14 protein-coding genes are annotated in these 15,224 nt (G+C 40.1%); 8 read left to right on the forward strand and 6 right to left on the reverse strand.

All coding sequences use genetic code 11. From position 1 onward, the window contains the following. Positions 1-21: 21 nt before the first annotated feature. The 3 genes from GZ63_RS0112310 to GZ63_RS0112320 form a co-directional block, all read right to left on the reverse strand. Positions 22-951, reverse strand: a complete 930-nt coding sequence (locus tag GZ63_RS0112310; protein ID WP_038221244.1) for a DMT family transporter — start codon at positions 949-951, stop codon at positions 22-24. Beyond that, the gene (locus GZ63_RS0112315; RefSeq protein ID WP_029269984.1) at positions 948-1,355 is read right to left on the reverse strand and encodes a hypothetical protein; all 408 of its coding nucleotides are present in this window, start codon (positions 1,353-1,355) and stop codon (positions 948-950) included. The genes GZ63_RS0112310 and GZ63_RS0112315 overlap by 4 nt, the downstream gene beginning before the upstream one ends. Positions 1,356-1,516: 161 nt before the next feature. Beyond that, on the reverse strand, positions 1,517-2,473 hold the full coding sequence (locus tag GZ63_RS0112320; RefSeq protein ID WP_029269986.1) for an NAD(P)H-dependent flavin oxidoreductase: 957 nt from the start codon (positions 2,471-2,473) through the stop codon (positions 1,517-1,519). Positions 2,474-2,776: 303 nt separating this feature from the next. Here GZ63_RS0112320 and GZ63_RS0112325 point away from each other — a divergent pair, with 303 nt between their 5' ends. Then, on the forward strand, positions 2,777-3,232 hold the full coding sequence (locus GZ63_RS0112325) for a MarR family winged helix-turn-helix transcriptional regulator (protein WP_029269988.1): 456 nt from the start codon (positions 2,777-2,779) through the stop codon (positions 3,230-3,232). Positions 3,233-3,356: 124 nt separating this feature from the next. Here the strand turns inward: GZ63_RS0112325 and GZ63_RS0112330 are convergent, their stop codons facing one another. The 3 genes from GZ63_RS0112330 to GZ63_RS0112345 form a co-directional block, all read right to left on the reverse strand. Then, positions 3,357-4,328 carry a ring-cleaving dioxygenase gene (locus GZ63_RS0112330; RefSeq protein WP_029269990.1) on the reverse strand — a complete coding sequence of 324 codons (972 nt, stop codon included), beginning with the start codon at positions 4,326-4,328 and terminating at the stop codon, positions 3,357-3,359. Between the two features lie 75 nt (positions 4,329-4,403). After that, a complete protein-coding gene (locus tag GZ63_RS0112335; RefSeq protein ID WP_029269992.1) occupies positions 4,404-5,381 on the reverse strand; it encodes a ring-cleaving dioxygenase in 978 nt (325 codons plus the stop codon). Between the two features lie 1,370 nt (positions 5,382-6,751). Further along, positions 6,752-8,389: a ribulokinase gene (locus GZ63_RS0112345; protein ID WP_029269996.1), complete on the reverse strand. Its 1,638-nt coding sequence runs from the start codon at positions 8,387-8,389 to the stop codon at positions 6,752-6,754. Positions 8,390-8,583: 194 nt separating this feature from the next. Between GZ63_RS0112345 and GZ63_RS0112350 the strand changes: the two genes are divergently transcribed. From GZ63_RS0112350 to GZ63_RS0112380, 7 genes are all read left to right on the forward strand, one after another. After that, the gene (locus tag GZ63_RS0112350) at positions 8,584-9,705 is read left to right on the forward strand and encodes an alcohol dehydrogenase catalytic domain-containing protein (RefSeq protein ID WP_029269998.1); all 1,122 of its coding nucleotides are present in this window, start codon (positions 8,584-8,586) and stop codon (positions 9,703-9,705) included. Positions 9,706-9,725: 20 nt separating this feature from the next. Beyond that, positions 9,726-10,985 (forward strand): MFS transporter, encoded by a 1,260-nt coding sequence (locus GZ63_RS0112355; RefSeq protein ID WP_038221245.1) that lies wholly within the window; start codon positions 9,726-9,728, stop codon positions 10,983-10,985. Between the two features lie 90 nt (positions 10,986-11,075). Continuing rightward, entirely contained in the window at positions 11,076-11,834 is a 759-nt protein-coding gene (locus GZ63_RS0112360) for a DeoR/GlpR family DNA-binding transcription regulator (RefSeq protein ID WP_029270002.1), read from the forward strand. A gap of 275 nt (positions 11,835-12,109) precedes the next feature. Continuing rightward, positions 12,110-12,580 carry a hypothetical protein gene (locus GZ63_RS0112365; protein ID WP_029270004.1) on the forward strand — a complete coding sequence of 157 codons (471 nt, stop codon included), beginning with the start codon at positions 12,110-12,112 and terminating at the stop codon, positions 12,578-12,580. Positions 12,581-12,930: 350 nt separating this feature from the next. Then, positions 12,931-13,380, forward strand: a complete 450-nt coding sequence (locus GZ63_RS0112370) for a PTS sugar transporter subunit IIA (RefSeq protein WP_038221246.1) — start codon at positions 12,931-12,933, stop codon at positions 13,378-13,380. A 45-nt stretch (positions 13,381-13,425) separates the two neighbouring features. After that, positions 13,426-14,760 (forward strand): PTS galactitol transporter subunit IIC, encoded by a 1,335-nt coding sequence (locus tag GZ63_RS0112375; RefSeq protein ID WP_029270008.1) that lies wholly within the window; start codon positions 13,426-13,428, stop codon positions 14,758-14,760. A 47-nt stretch (positions 14,761-14,807) separates the two neighbouring features. Further along, positions 14,808-15,095, forward strand: a complete 288-nt coding sequence (locus GZ63_RS0112380; protein ID WP_029270010.1) for a PTS sugar transporter subunit IIB — start codon at positions 14,808-14,810, stop codon at positions 15,093-15,095. Positions 15,096-15,224 lie beyond the last annotated feature (129 nt).

The raw sequence follows: 15,224 nt of genomic DNA on the forward strand, positions 1-15,224 counted from the left end.
TTGGCTGCAAGCTTCCATCGTTTATGCGCTAGGATTTCCGGAGCTTCTCATTTGTTTTCGCTTCAATAGCCAAGCTTCCAGTCCGCCGGAGCCAAGCAGAACGCCAGAGACGATCAAAATGAGTCCAATAAAATGTCCCGGGACAATCGATTCGCCTAAGAAAAGGGCCGCTCCAATTAGTGAAAAGAATGTGTTTAAGTTAAGGAATATGGATGATTCTGCTGGTCCGACTTGCCCGATGGCGTAGTTATAAGCCATATGTCCAACTCCTGTCGCAATGATTGCAGAGAAAAGGAACACCGCCCAAACGGATGGCGCAACACCGATAAGCGAATCGATGCCACCGGGTTCCTTCCATAAACTGACGATAAAAAGAAAGAAGGAACCGATTAGCAGCATATATACGGTCAATAGACGCGGTTCCATCGTTTCTGAGGCCCGCTTAATTAAAATAAAGCTGAGCGCCTGCGATGTGATGGATAGTAAAATATGTACATCCCCGAGATTAATCCCGTTCACTCCGCCACTGCCGACTAAAACCGTTGTACTCACGCCTAAGGTTCCAAGAATGAAGCCAGTGAACTGGATCCACGAGGGCTTTCTTCTTAAGAAGATCATGGAAAAAACAACGGTTAAGAGCGGACCCAACCCGAGAATCAGTCCTGTATTGGTAGCGGATGTTTTAGTAAGTCCTTCAGCCAGGAAAAAGTGGTGAAAGAAGACACTTAAAAAAGCACCGCCAATAATGTAAATAATCTCTGATTTTTTCGGCAAACGGACAAGCCGCAAAAAGGTAAGGATAAGGAATGCGGTTAAGCTAGCCACGAATATTCTCAAGGATGTAATGGTTATTGGCATAAAATTCGCAACAATCACTTTAAGCGCGGACACATTTATTCCCCACGACAGCATAACGAGAATGATAATGATATAGATTTTATTAACTTTCAACGTAAGATCCCTTCTTCGCGTAGCATAATGTATGTTAGCTTATCATATTTTAATGCATGCGTATAGGGGGGTGGCGGTATTTCTCCATTATCAAAAATGCACAGTAAATAAAGAAGGTCGCGCAATAACGAGTCAAAGTCGCGCAATAACGCCTCCAGGTCGAGCAATACCACCTCAAAGTCGCGCAATACCACTTCAAGGTCGCGCAATATCGCCTCAAGATCGAGCAACACCACCTCCAGGTCGAGCAATATCACCTCAAAGTCGCGCAATACCATCTCCATGTCGCGCAATACCACCTCAAAGTCGAGCAATATCATCTCAAGGTCGCGCAATACCGCCTTAAAGTCGCGCAATACCACCTCAAAGAAGCGCAACATCACCTCAAGATCGAGCAACAACAAATGAGGGGGGAAGCCCCTTCTATGAGTTATAAACTATTAAATAAGTAAGCACGTATCGTTGAAAAGTTTTTGCTATTGGTAGAAAAGCCGCTAATTGTATCGCCAGGTTCCAGTTTTTTTATCTGCCCATGTTGAATTTTTAGACCAACAACCCATAATGGTTACTTCAACAATCTTGCTCTCGCTTCTTTATATTGTGCTTCTAATTGTGCTACATAATCTTTTGTATGTTGTACTTTTTTTATTGCGTCAATTCCTTGACCACAACCCCAAATATCTTTCCACGCTTTTTTACTAGCATCTCCGCCAAAATCCATTTTTGATGGATCACTTTCTGGTAAATGATCTGGGTCCATTCCTGCTGCACGGATGGATGGTGCTAAATAGTTTCCGTGCACACCTGTAAAATAATTGCTATAGACGATATCATCCGAAGTTCCTTCAACAACCGCTTGTTTATACTCGTCAACCGCCCTTGCCTCATGTGTCGCGATAAATGGTGAACCGATATAAGCAAAATCCGCTCCCATTGCTTCCGCTGCCAAAATGCTACCTCCCGTTGCAATAGAGCCCGCGAGTGCAAGTGTTCCATCAAACCATTCACGAATTTCCTGAATGAGTGCAAATGGACTTTTCGAACCAGCATGCCCTCCTGCTCCTGCCGCTACTGCGATTAAACCGTCCGCTCCTTTTTCAATCGCTTTTTTCGCAAACGTCTGATTGATCACATCATGCAATACGACTCCACCATAACTTTGTGTCTCTTGGTAGACATCTTCCCTTACACCGAGTGACGTGATAATGATGGGCACTTTGTATTTTTTACATAAGGCCATATCTTCTTCAAGACGTGTATTCGAACGGTGGACAATTTGATTAATTGCGAAAGGTGCTGCTGGTCGATCCGGATTTTTCGCGTTATAGCTCGCAAGCTCTTCTGTAATTTCTGCAAGCCATTCATCCAGTTGGGAGGACGGTCTTGCGTTAAGTGCAGGCATTGCACCTACGATACCTGCTTTACATTGTTCGATGACAAGCTTTGGATTACTAATGATAAACATCGGCGAACCGATCACTGGGATTCTCATTCTTTTTTTCCATTCCATTAAATTTGTCATTTCACTTCCCCCTTTATTCGTAAGCGCTATCAAATCATTCGAAAATAGCTTAAAAATAGATGTTTCTTTGATCATTTTTCAATCATAGCGAGCGTACCACGAGATAAACCAATGCGTCGTTCTCCTTCATCCGTCCATCCAGTCCATTTCCTATTCTCCTTTCTCCACATGTAAGTTTTCATTTCATCGAATATCGTTTACAATGAAATTAATTCAAAATTTTCAAATTACATGTATATACATGTATCCTATAAAGAATTTCAATTTTTGTCAATGACAAACTTGGAGAAAGGAAGGTTGGCGATGGAAAAACATGAAGTTGAAAATATTTTGCAAGCGTGTGCTTGTGCTAATTTGCGAACGGTCTCACGTTCATTAACCCAGCTGTATAATCAATTACTTCAGGCAACGGATTTAAAAATTACGCAATATTATATGCTCGTTAATATTTATCAGTATAAAAAATTGTCGATTAGCGAATTGGGTGAAGTCATGATGTTGGAGCAAACGACAATCACTCGCAATGTGAATGTGCTAATAAAAAATAATTTTGTCCATGTTGAAAAAGACGAACGAGACTCCCGATCAAAATGCGTCTCTTTAACTTCGGTAGGAATTGAAAAATTGTACGAAGCGACACCAATATGGATGCAAGTGCAGGGGAAAATCGAGCGTGAAATCGGCACAAGTAATTATCATCACCTTTTGCGCACATTGAAACAAGTGCAAAAAATTATTACGCATTATGAAGATATGTAAGCATGGATGTAGTAATACGCGATCATCCATTGCTACTGTATGATCTTCATCAAGCGTTTAATGACAACATTTTTAGATAGAAAAAAACCACCTCTTGCTTCAGAGATGGTTAGCTATTTCTAGCTTAATCGCGTATATTCAATGGTTTTAATTTTGCTTCTATTTCCGCGCGTCTCGGTTCTAAAAATGGCGGAAGTGCCAATTTTTCACCTAAGTGTTCCAGCTCTTCATCGGTGTCGAACCCTGGACCGTCTGTTGCTAATTCAAATAAAATTCCATTTGGTTCTTTAAAATAGAAAGAGCGGAAGTAATATCGATCGACAAATCCGGAATTCTGGAATTTCGCATCTTGGATCTTTTGAATCCATTGCCTTAGTTCTGCTTCGGTTTCAACCCGAAATGCCACGTGATGTACCCCGCCCCTGCCTTGTCGCTCAGGAGGTAAATCTTTTCTTTCCTCCACATGGATTTCGGCGCCATTTCCACCCTCGCCAGTTTCAAATACTAGGATGTCCGGCTGTCCTTCGATCGTTGAAGCGTACTGTCCTTTTTTGCGAAAACCTAATTGACCTGTGAGGACGCCGTTCGTAGCTTCGGCGTGTTGAACCGTCAGTTTGACCGGTCCCAGTCCTTTTATTCCTTTATCTGGCGGAACCGGGCTCTTGTCCCAAGGAATACCGGCGGAAACACCCTTATTTTGTTCATCGGAAATCAGGGATAGGCGCTGTCCTTCAAAGTCCTCAAAAGGAAGTGTCTGATGTCCAGCGCACTCGGATATTCCACCATGCTTGACATTCAATTCCTCAAATCGATCCTTCCAATACGTTAGTGCTTGGTCATCAGCGACACGCAGGGATATACCGGAAATGCTGTTGGTTCCTTCATGGTTCTTAGCAAGCATTGGGATATCAAAAAATGTTAATTCTGTTCCGGGACTGCCTTGTTCATCCGCGTAAAAGAGATGGTAGAATGATGGATTATCCTGATTTACTGTTTTCTTGACCATACGCATACCGAGTGTATTCGTATAAAAATCGACATTCTCGAATGCTTTTGCCGTTAATGCGGAGACGTGATGGATTCCTTTTAGTTCCATGCCTTTTCCTCCTTTTTATCGAAAGCGTGCTCCTATGCCTGTTCCTTTTCATCGCGGTTTTCAACCGAGTGTTTCTTATTCTTTCGTCAACTGTTTTGTACTTCTTACAGTGTCGATTGGACGCACATATGCTTCAATGGTTGCACGTTTTGACTCCAGTTTAGGCGGCAGGGACAATTTTTCACCAAGTGTTTCATAAGGTTCATCGCCCATAAATCCCGGGCCATCTGTTGCAATTTCAAATAAAATATGTGGTGAAATTTTTGTATATAAGGACTCGAAGTAGTGGCGATTGACGTAACCGGAGTTTGGCAGCCGCAAATCTTGCAGATGCTGTATCCAATCGTTCAACCCTTCATGATCCTCCACTCGGAAAGCCGCGTGGTGAACCGTTCCAAAACCTTGACGTGCTTGAGGTAGAGCTGTATTATGTTCGACAATGACTTGCGCGCCATTTCCGCCCTCGCCAACTTCAAATAAATGAAAGGATGCTTCCTGATCGATTTCTTTAAATAATAGGACTTTTTCCATCATCTCTTTGAAGTGCGTAACGTTATCGACACGCACAAAGATCGGTCCTAGTCCGGTAATGGCGTAGTCTAACGGAATTGGCCCTTTTTGCCATGGTGTTCCCGGCGCAACGCCACGATTTTTTTCATCTGAAATGAGTTGATATTGCTGATCATCAAAATCAACGAAAGAAAGTGTTTTCTTGCCAAACTGCTCCTTGATGCCTTCGTGCTTCACTTTTAGGCGATCAAAACGTTCCACCCAATACTTTAGTGCTGCGTCACTTGGGACACGAAAAGACGTTTTTGCAATCTCATTTGTACCGTGCACCCCTTTAGGAATGCCGGGGAAATCAAAGAAAGTCATATCTGTACCTGGGCTGCCTGTATCGTCGGCGAAAAATAGGTGATACGTTTGAATGTCATCCTGGTTGACTGTTTTCTTTACTAAACGCATCCCTAGAACATACGTAAAAAATTCATAATTCTTTTCTGCACTGCTTGTAATAGCTGTAACATGGTGAATACCTTTTAATGATTTCATTGTCATCCTCCTTTAGTAATCAAGAAATGTGGGATGGAGCATACCATTTCCTTTAAAAAATGATGGCGTCAATCGAATAGGCTCCAGGGCCAATCAATGCGACTCCGACTCCTACAGCAATAAGCTTAGATATTTATCAAATGAACCTCCTAAATGAAAGTGAAAGTGATCGTTATTTTCTTGATTTTTAAGTACGTGTCGCGCAATAAAAGGATAGACTCGAGCGATATGGAATGGAACTCGAGCCATAGCCTGTTGAAGTTGCGCAGTACCGTTCCAGCTTGATATTAAAAAAATATTATTTCTACGCTCTCATAGCGAGTATATCTGCCTTTATCATGCGAGTAAGTCTTTTTTTCTATCCGTTCCTTCTTCTCCAATTATCTTTAATTCGAGATATATTATATCAAGATAATAACTTTTGTCAAAAACAAATGCTCAGGAGAAATAGGCAAGTAAAAAAGGTTTGCCCCTTTAGGTCGTTCGCTTACCATGGAGAAAACTCAAAATACCCGTATTATGAAATAGCAACGTTTTTAGACCATTCGTAAAAATTGAATGAACTTAGAAATGGACTCATTGTGTTATTAAAACTAAAACAACTCCGTTCACATGTAACGGAGCTGTTTCTTTTTAATTATTTTCATTTGATTTTTGAACAATCGGCCCAGATGTCTTGAATCATTTTTATGGCTCACTAATTCCTACTGCTAGGAAAAGAAAAGAAGCAAATACCAATACTGCGCTATTCAGTATAATTCCTGTTATCATAAACCACAGCTTTTTAGATGTGATCGCGAAAATAATTCCAAATACGGAAAGCACCGTAAAGACGCTTATAATTAAAGTCAATTGTATTATTTTTTTTGTAACTGGTATGTTTTGGATGAATCTTGTTCAATTTATCGTAATAATCATTCCAATGGTTTATCCAAAGTGGTGGGGTAGTTATGCAGGTTATACTTCAGATGGTTACAAGGCACTGAAATTTTTACAACGTGATAAGTAATTTATTTTAACATAAATATTCCGAATATCAGGTTCAATTTAAAAATGCATCTCTCTCTTTTTGGACCATATACGCTAAATAGCACTTTTATAAAAAAGGTATGTTAGCAAAGGAATGATTTTCTGTTTTAGCAATACGTTTAGGGCACAGCCAATCCATATTGTCACTTTGTCATTCATGGTGTTATTACAAATGATAAAAGAGTAAATGATACATTCCAACGTTGTGATGTCAAGAAAAAATAGCGTACTAAATGTTAGGTGATTTAGTACGCTAAAATAGAATGTAATTTTATATCTTCTCCATCGTAAGTGAAACACTTAGCCTTACTTGCTTTTTTGCTTTTATTTTCATATGCGTATTAGTCGCGTGCAGCTAATTCATGCAGCCGCTTCATCATATTGATTCGCTCAAAGCCGTGAAAGTCATGCATTTCGTGGTATATTTCAAACAGCGATTGATAGATCTTTACGTTTTCTGAGATAGGGTAGACGGTTTTTAAAAAGGGCTGTTTCATCTTTTGGACAGCTTCTTCCATCGTGCGATGTCCTCCTCCTGCGACGGTGCCAAGAATTGCTGCTCCGATGGCAGGTGCATAGTCACTTGCTGAAATATGGATGGGTTTATTCAAAATATCTGCGTAAATTTGCATTAATAAGGCATTTTTTTGCGGCAGGCCGCCACATGCAAAGACTTCGTCAATTTGCATTCCCCAGTCTTCGTATGATCTCATAATCATTTTCGTTCCAAATGCTGTTGCTTCCATATACGCTCGGTAGATGTCTTCGATTTTCGTATGAAGGGTTAAGCCAAGCAGTAAACCGCTTAAATCACTGTCACTTAATACAGAGCGATTTCCGTTGTGCCAGTCAAGTGCAACCAATCCCGTTTCTCCTGCGCGCTTCTCAGCTGCTTTTTCCTCTAATAATTGATGAACAGATATATGACGGTTTGAGGCTTCCTCTGTGTATTCATTTGGAGCCTGTTTAACAGCATACGCAAACAGGTCACCAACAGCGGATTGACCTGCTTCATAGGCAAACAATCCCGGTATAATTGCATCTTTTACACTGCCTGAAATTCCTGGAATTTGTTTTTGTTCATCGTGCAGCATGAGATGACAGGTTGATGTCCCCATTACCATCGTTAGTTGGTTTTTACGTTCAGAGCCGACGCCAAGCAGTGCGGAATGTGCATCAATGATTGCCGGTGCAACAGGGAGACCTGCGGGAAGTCCTAAGGTTTTACTCATTTCGTTTGATAGTTCTCCTGCTTTCTCGCCTATTTTAACAAGCCTTCCTTCCAGTTTTTCTTTGATGATCGACGGAAGTTTCGGATGAAGCTGTTCGTAATAATCGTAAAAGAACCCATCTTCTTCGTTCCAAAATGTTTTGAATCCTCTTGCACAATTACTCCGGACATTTTCCTGAATGAGGGTAGAGACAATCCAGTCACCTGCTTCCATAATATAGGCGGTTTCTTTTAAAATCTCTGGGGCGTTATTTAAGAGTTCCATTACTTTAGGAATCATCCACTCGCTACTTACATTATAACCGTAGTTGCCAAGCCATCTATTTTTATTCATACGGGCAACTTCGAACATATCCGCAGCTTCTTTGCTTGCTCCGTGGTGTTTCCATAGTTTTACGTAAGCATGCGGATTTGTTTTGAATTTTTCTTTATCGCTTAACGGTGTTAATTGATCATCTGCAACCACTACGGTAGAGGAGGTGAAATCAACTCCCAGTCCAACGATTTGATCCGGATGGATACCGGCTTTTTTCACAGCCTCCGGAATCCCTGCCCTTAAAACATCCATATAATCCTTTGCATCTTGCAGTGCAAATGGATGTGGGATCGCTTTATCTGCTAGGGAAGACGTGATTGTACCACTTTTATATGGGACAACACGCATGCCGGCAACTTCACCGGTCTCTATATGAACGATAAGCACTCTTCCTGAAGCGGTGCCAAAGTCAATGCCGATTGCATACGTCATCTGCATTCTCTCCTTGAAAGCGTTTGAATTTCGATCTGTTTTCATGATAAACATAAATGAGCATAAAATCAAGCAAAATAAACATAATAATGCGTTCTCGAGTTGACATGAGCAAAAGAAAGCGTTATTATTAACTTAAATAAACATAAAAGAACATAAACGAGCATAAAATTTACAGCATGAGGAGGATTTCGATGCATGCAGATACAGAAACAAACATTACTTCAGCAGCATATCGATTGATCGAACCAGGTGTTTTCAAAAAGCAGACGATCGAACATGAAGTGAAAGAAAATGATGTGGTTGTTGAACCGTATATGGCTAGCGTCTGTCACGCGGATTTAAGATATTATACCGGCAATAGAAGAAAAGAGGCACTTGAAGCAAAATTACCAATGTCCCTCTTTCACGAAGCACTTGGCATTGTCAAAGAATCTTACCACCCCGACTTTAAGCAGGGGGATCGGGTTGTTGTTGTCCCGAGTATTCCAGGCTATGTCTTAAACAATCAATCGAAGAGCGATTGCTGTGATAATTGCAAGAATGACGGCTATGACAATTATTGTTTAAACGGAGTGTTTTTAGGAAGCGGTTATGATGGTGCTGGCCAAAGCAGGCTAGTTATTGGCGGGGAAAATGTCGTCCATGTGCCAGAAGATCTAGCGGATGATATCGCTATTTTGGCTGAATTATGTTCGGTTTCCTTATTCGCCATTAATCTAATTGAAGATTTAACAACGAAAACGTCAAATAAGGTAGCTGTTTTTGGAGATGGACCACTCGGGTATTTGACAGCTTCAGCACTTCATTTTATTTATCAAATACCAAAAGAAAACTTACTCGTTTTTGGAGCGATCCCAGAAAAGATAGCTCAATTTGACCGTTTTGCAACGACAGCATTAGTGCAGGAGTACGATTTTAATAGTGAAAAGGGCGTTAAAACGGTATTTGAATGTACAGGTGGAAAATTTAGTTCAAGTGCGATCAATCAAGCAATTGATTTGTTAGATGTACAAGGTAATCTGACGCTCATGGGCGTTACGGAAGATTTGGTACCAATGAACACAAGAGATATTCTCGAGAAGGGGATTCGTGTCCGCGGAAGCTCTAGAAGTACGGTAAAAGAATTTAAGCAGCTCATGGATGCATTTTTAAATGAAGATTATCAAAACGTACTAAGTAAGTTAATACCCAAAGAACATTTTGTCGTTCGCTCAACTAAAGATTTAACGGAAGCAATGGAAGCCGATGCAAAGGATAAAGGTTGGAAGAAAACATACCTTACATTTGATTGGAATCAAAAAGCATCATCATAAAGGAAGAGGGGGAAGGGAAAATGAATACGTCGGGCAATTTCTTGACAAAGATTGGTATTCCGCAAAAAATTGTTTGGGGATATCTGGGTATCCTCATTTTCATGATGGGGGACGGACTAGAGATTGGCTGGCTGAGTCCATGGCTAGTTGACCATGGATTTACAGTTCAGCAATCAAGTCTATTATTTACTGCCTATGGTGTAACCGTTGCCATCGGGGCATGGTTTAGTGGAGTACTTGCAGAAGCGCTTGGTGGGAAGCGTACCATGTTATTAGGATTTTTATTATATATTCTTGGAACTGTCGGTTTTATTAGCTTTGGTATTTCATCGATGAATTTATCCATCATGCTACCGACGTATGCGCTTCGAGGTTTTGGTTATCCGCTTTTTGCATATTCTTTCTTAGTGTGGATTTCCTACCGGGCAGATAAGGACCATCTCGGTTCTGCTGTTGGCTGGTTTTGGTTTGTATTTACAGGTGGACTAAACGTCCTTGGTGCTTATTATTCTGTTTGGGCGATTGAGCAGTTTGGACATGTGAACACGTTATGGACATCGCTTTTTTGGGTGACGCTTGGAGCAATTATCGCATTAATCATTAATAAAGATACACTGCCATCAAATAAAGGATCCTCCAAGGAAAAACTAAAAGAAATTGGTAAAGGGATCACCATTATGAAAGAAGAACCGAAAGTACTGTTAGGCGGCATTGTTCGAATAATTAATACAACAGCACAGTTTGCCTTCCCCGTTTTCTTGCCTGTCTATTTAGCACAGCATGGCATCCCAACAAGTCAATGGCTTGCTATCTGGGGAGCAATCTTTACAAGTAATATTTTATTTAACCTTGTTTTTGGAATCGTTGGGGATAAACTCGGCTGGAGAAATACCATTATGTGGTTTGGCGGAATAGGTTGTGGAATCACCACACTTGGACTCGCATATATTCCATTATGGACATCAGGAAATATTTATTTAGTCGGTGCCATTGGCATTGTTTGGGGTGCTTGTCTAGCTGCATATGTACCATTATCTGCATTGGTACCTTCACTTGTTTCAAAAGATAAAGGTGCGGCACTAGCTGTATTAAACTTAGGTGCTGGACTTCCAGTGTTTATCGGTCCTGTCATCGTTGGTTTATTTATCGGGATTATCGGTGATATTGGCGTAATTTGGGTGCTTGCAGGATTATATTTCTTAAGTACGGTTTTAACATACTTTATCAAGTTGCCAGAAGAAATGGCACCTGGAAATGGACATGTTTCAGAACCATCATAAGCAACTTAGAAAGGAAGCGGCGCATGCCGTTTCTTTTTTGGAATGAATACGATAGAATAATGATGAATCTAACATAAAGACGGTGATGTTGTGTTACCCGCAGAACGGAAACAAGAAATTTTAAGATATGTACAAGAAAAAAATGCAGCAACGATTAGGGATTTATCGACGCATTTTGATGTGCACGAAGCTACGATCAGACGGGATTTATCGGAACTGGAGAAGAGCAAAAAAATAAAGCGAACGCATGGCGGGGTTATTTTAAATGAAGAGGAAATTCATTCGGAACCGCATTTTGATATGAGGGAGGGCTCTTTTAGTGAGGAGAAGCAGAGAATTGGATTAAAGGCCGCATCCTTTATTGAGGATGGCGATACGATTATATTGGATTCCGGGACGACAACGACGAAAATAGCCGAGGCAATCAAAGACCGGGAAAATATTACGGTTATTACCAATGATATTCATATTGCGGCACTTCTCAGGCATTCACAGTTAAAGGTTATTGTTACAGGAGGAACGTTATTTCAGCAAAATTTTATTTTAAATGGGGAAATAACGAATCACACACTGGGTAACTTAAATGTAAAAAAAGCGTTTATTGCAACGCCCGCCCTGCATCATGAAAAAGGGTTGACGCATTTTGATGAGACATTAATATCTGCCAAAATAAGGATGGTTCGCGCAGCAAAGGAAATTTTTGTGGTGACCGATCATAGTAAAATGAGCAGGGTCTCTTTGTACACCTTTGCTAAAATGGAAGACATTGATTACATTATAACGGATTCGAAAATAAATAAACATATTGAAAAGAGATTAAAAGAAAGCTGTGATCTGATCATTGTGTGAGGGATTACGTAGAACGAAGGACCCCAAGTGCTGAGGTGATGCACTTGGGGTTTTTGGCTGGGTGAGATAAAATGATTTGCTTAAAACTACTGTTGGGGACAATTAGGAAAGCAAAAGATAATTTGCGAGAAATAGAGCAGATTTATCTGCCTGTGGTGACTGCGAATGAACCAGAACAGCGAGGAAGGTAATTGTGCATATTTATTTTAAATTTGCACAAACTATAGGTGCTTATGTTCTGTTCGTTAACAGCTAAAACAGCTAGAGGTGAAATTATGTGGATTACTTTACTACAAGTTGCTGCGCTTGTCCTTCCTTGGTTTTCGTTACCGTTTTTAAAAGGTAATGCAATTAAACGCTATCTGCCTGTGACCGTTTTTGCCACATTACTTGTATCCATTCTTTTCCAAATTGCGGATACATATGAATGGTGGACGATGCATCGATATATTCTTCCGTGGGGATACTTAGTTGAAATTAGTGTTGTTTATGGAATTTTCCCAGTTGGGACCCTCTGGATTTTTTATTTATCCTATCGCCGTTTATGGATTTACATCGTCACTAATTTGGCCGTAAATACTATTTTCACCTTTATTGGTATTCCTCTTATTTTAGAGGGATTAGGGATTGTGTCATTCGTGAATTTAGAGCATTGGCAATGGTTTCTGATCGCAATGATTCTTTCTTTCGTTATCTATGGGTATCAGATGTGGCAGGAGGGGATTTTTAAGGAGGAAAAGACGTAGGTTGATTCAAGCATGATATGATTCAAAAATTACCAAAGTATATATAGACCCATCCCAGCCCTCAGCTTTCACGATGAAGTGTCTGTAATGGGGGATGTGTTTTTGGGTAGGATTGTTCAAAAGAACCGAAGTAACATAACTTGGGTTCTTTATCATTGTGGGATCATCTATCATAGGGCCCCCGGAATTTTCTTTTGTGTAAATTAAAAATATCGTGCCATGGTATTGTTATTTTAGTAAAACCGCATACAAAGGCCACCTAATCGAAGCAGCGCAATGGCCATTATGTTATTATACATACGAGCGATGATAGAATTTCATATCTAGTCTAGCGAAGAGGGAGAGTTCATATGAGATTCGAAGATGATTTGGTTCTACTTCAATTAGAATCAAAAACAAAAGAAGAAGTGATATCGAAACTAGGTAATCAACTGCAAAAAAATGCTTATGTTACGGAAGACTTTGTGAAAAGTGTATTACAAAGAGAAGAACATTTCCCCACTGGACTTCCCGCATCTCCATATGGAGTCGCCATTCCCCATACGGACCCTAACAAGGTAATTCAGTCGCAGATCGCCTTTGCTTCTTTGAAAAATCCAGTAATATTTTACACAATGGGGCCTGTGCAATATAAAATAGAAGTTAAAATGGTATTTCTGCTTGCTTTGAAAAAGTCAAATGAGCAATTGAACATGCTTCAAAATTTGACAGGAGTGCTTCAGCATGAAAATATGGTAAAAAAGCTTGGGGACGCAAAAAATGTTGAACAATTCAAGCAAACAATCAAGCGGATGATTTAATGCAGGTGTAGCTAATGATAAACGCTGTTTAAGGGGGAGGATCATATGGGGGTCTTACAATGGTTTGTTGATCTTGGGGCAAGCGTCATGTTACCAATTATTATTTTTATTTTCGCGTTGGTATTGGGGGCTAAGCCCGGTAAAGCTTTCCGATCAGGCATAACAGTTGGAATTGGTTTTATTGGATTAAATTTGGTAATCGATTTATTGACAAATAGTTTGGGTCCAGCTTCGCAATCGATGGTAGAGAACTTTGGATTTCAACTAAATACCATTGATGTGGGATGGCCTGCAGCTGCTGCTATTTCTTATGGAACTGCACTTGGAAGTTTGACAATACCAATTGGCATCGTAGTGAATATTATTTTATTAACATTCGGTCTCACAAGAACGCTAAATGTTGATATATGGAATTATTGGCATTGTGCTTTTACCGGATCTTTAGTTTACGCTTTAACAGGTGACTTTGCATTAGGTTTATTTACGATTACAGTGCATTTACTTTTCATATTTTTCCTGGGCGATATCATAGCAAGACATGTTGAAAAATTTTATGGATATAAAAATATTACTTTTCCCCATGGAGGTTCTGCACCATCTTTTTTAGTTGCTTTGCCATTTAATTGGCTTTTTGACCGAATTCCTGGTTTCAATAAGCTGAAAGCAAACCCAGCATCTATTCAAAAAAGAATGGGAATTTTCGGTGATTCAACAGTGATGGGTGTCTTCATTGGGATTGTTATTGGGATATTAGCCGGTTATCACGTATCAGAAGTGATGCAACTATCCATACAGACCGGTGCTGTCATGCTGCTTATGCCTAAAATGGTTGCTTTGTTAATGGAAGGATTATCACCTGTTTCAGAAGCAGCAGGGGATTTTGTTAAAAAACGTTTTTCGGGAAGGGACTTATACATAGGGATGGATAGTGCATTATCTGTTGGACATCCTGCGGTATTATCTGCATCCTTGATCATTGTACCAATTACTTTATTTTTGGCAGTACTCCTGCCTGGAAATACAGTATTGCCTTTTGGAGATCTGGCTACCATTCCATTTTTAATCTGTTTAATGGTACCGGTATTTAGAGGAAACATTGTAAGGACGGTTATTGCTGGTTCATTCTATATTGCCATTGGTTTATATATAGCATCATGGGCAGCTCCATTGATTACGGATGCGGCCATAGCAGCAAATTTTGATATGGGATCAAATTCAAGTATTTCCGCATTGGTTGATGGGGCAGTATGGACTACTTTTATCTTTGTATGGCTGCCAAAAGTGATAAGTTGGTTCGGTATAGGGCTTTTTGGTCTATTGATCCTATTCGGTTTGGTATACGTGAATAAAATAAAGCCAAAGAAAGAAGTGGAAATGTAGGTAGGGAGATGACTTTGGAACATGTACTTGAAAAGGGGGAAAACGGAATGAAAAAGTTATTAATTATGTGTGGAACTGGAGTTGCTACATCCACTGTACTGATGGGGAAAATAAAAGATTGGCTGAAAGAAAATAAGTTGGAAAGCGAAGTGTCGTTGCATCAATCAAAAATAAGCGATGAATTAAACAGGATCGATGACTATGATGCTGTTATATCCACAACATTGGTGCCCGATAGTATAAAAGAAAAAGTGATAGATGGAGTTCCTTTGTTAACAGGAGTTGGCACGGAAGAAATGTATACACGATTAAAAGATCAATTAACCAGTGAATAACTGACTAAATTTCCACGCTTTTTTAAAGTGTGGAAATTTATTTTTTAGTGAAAAGCATCGTCTTTTACTTTTGCTGTTGCGCGAGTAGGCTCGGTTGTTGCGCGAGTGGGATGCTTTGTCGCTCGAGTT

The organism is Virgibacillus alimentarius, from assembly GCF_000709085.1.
In the GTDB taxonomy this organism is placed as follows: Bacteria; Bacillota; Bacilli; order Bacillales; family Amphibacillaceae; genus Virgibacillus_B; species Virgibacillus_B alimentarius.

Bases quoted from the DNA above. Each gene is read 5' to 3' on its own strand.
- GZ63_RS0112350 (WP_029269998.1), top strand. From the start codon at position 8,584: ATGCATGCAGATACAGAAACAAACATTACTTCAGCAGCATATCGATTG.
- GZ63_RS0112320 (WP_029269986.1), bottom strand. From the start codon at position 2,473: ATGACAAATTTAATGGAATGGAAAAAAAGAATGAGAATCCCAGTGATC.
- GZ63_RS0112345 (WP_029269996.1), bottom strand. From the start codon at position 8,389: ATGACGTATGCAATCGGCATTGACTTTGGCACCGCTTCAGGAAGAGTG.
- GZ63_RS0112325 (WP_029269988.1), top strand. From the start codon at position 2,777: ATGGAAAAACATGAAGTTGAAAATATTTTGCAAGCGTGTGCTTGTGCT.
- GZ63_RS0112380 (WP_029270010.1), top strand. From the start codon at position 14,808: ATGAAAAAGTTATTAATTATGTGTGGAACTGGAGTTGCTACATCCACT.
- GZ63_RS0112335 (WP_029269992.1), bottom strand. From the start codon at position 5,381: ATGAAATCATTAAAAGGTATTCACCATGTTACAGCTATTACAAGCAGT.
- GZ63_RS0112370 (WP_038221246.1), top strand. From the start codon at position 12,931: ATGAGATTCGAAGATGATTTGGTTCTACTTCAATTAGAATCAAAAACA.
- GZ63_RS0112355 (WP_038221245.1), top strand. From the start codon at position 9,726: ATGAATACGTCGGGCAATTTCTTGACAAAGATTGGTATTCCGCAAAAA.
- GZ63_RS0112375 (WP_029270008.1), top strand. From the start codon at position 13,426: ATGGGGGTCTTACAATGGTTTGTTGATCTTGGGGCAAGCGTCATGTTA.
- GZ63_RS0112330 (WP_029269990.1), bottom strand. From the start codon at position 4,328: ATGGAACTAAAAGGAATCCATCACGTCTCCGCATTAACGGCAAAAGCA.
- GZ63_RS0112365 (WP_029270004.1), top strand. From the start codon at position 12,110: ATGTGGATTACTTTACTACAAGTTGCTGCGCTTGTCCTTCCTTGGTTT.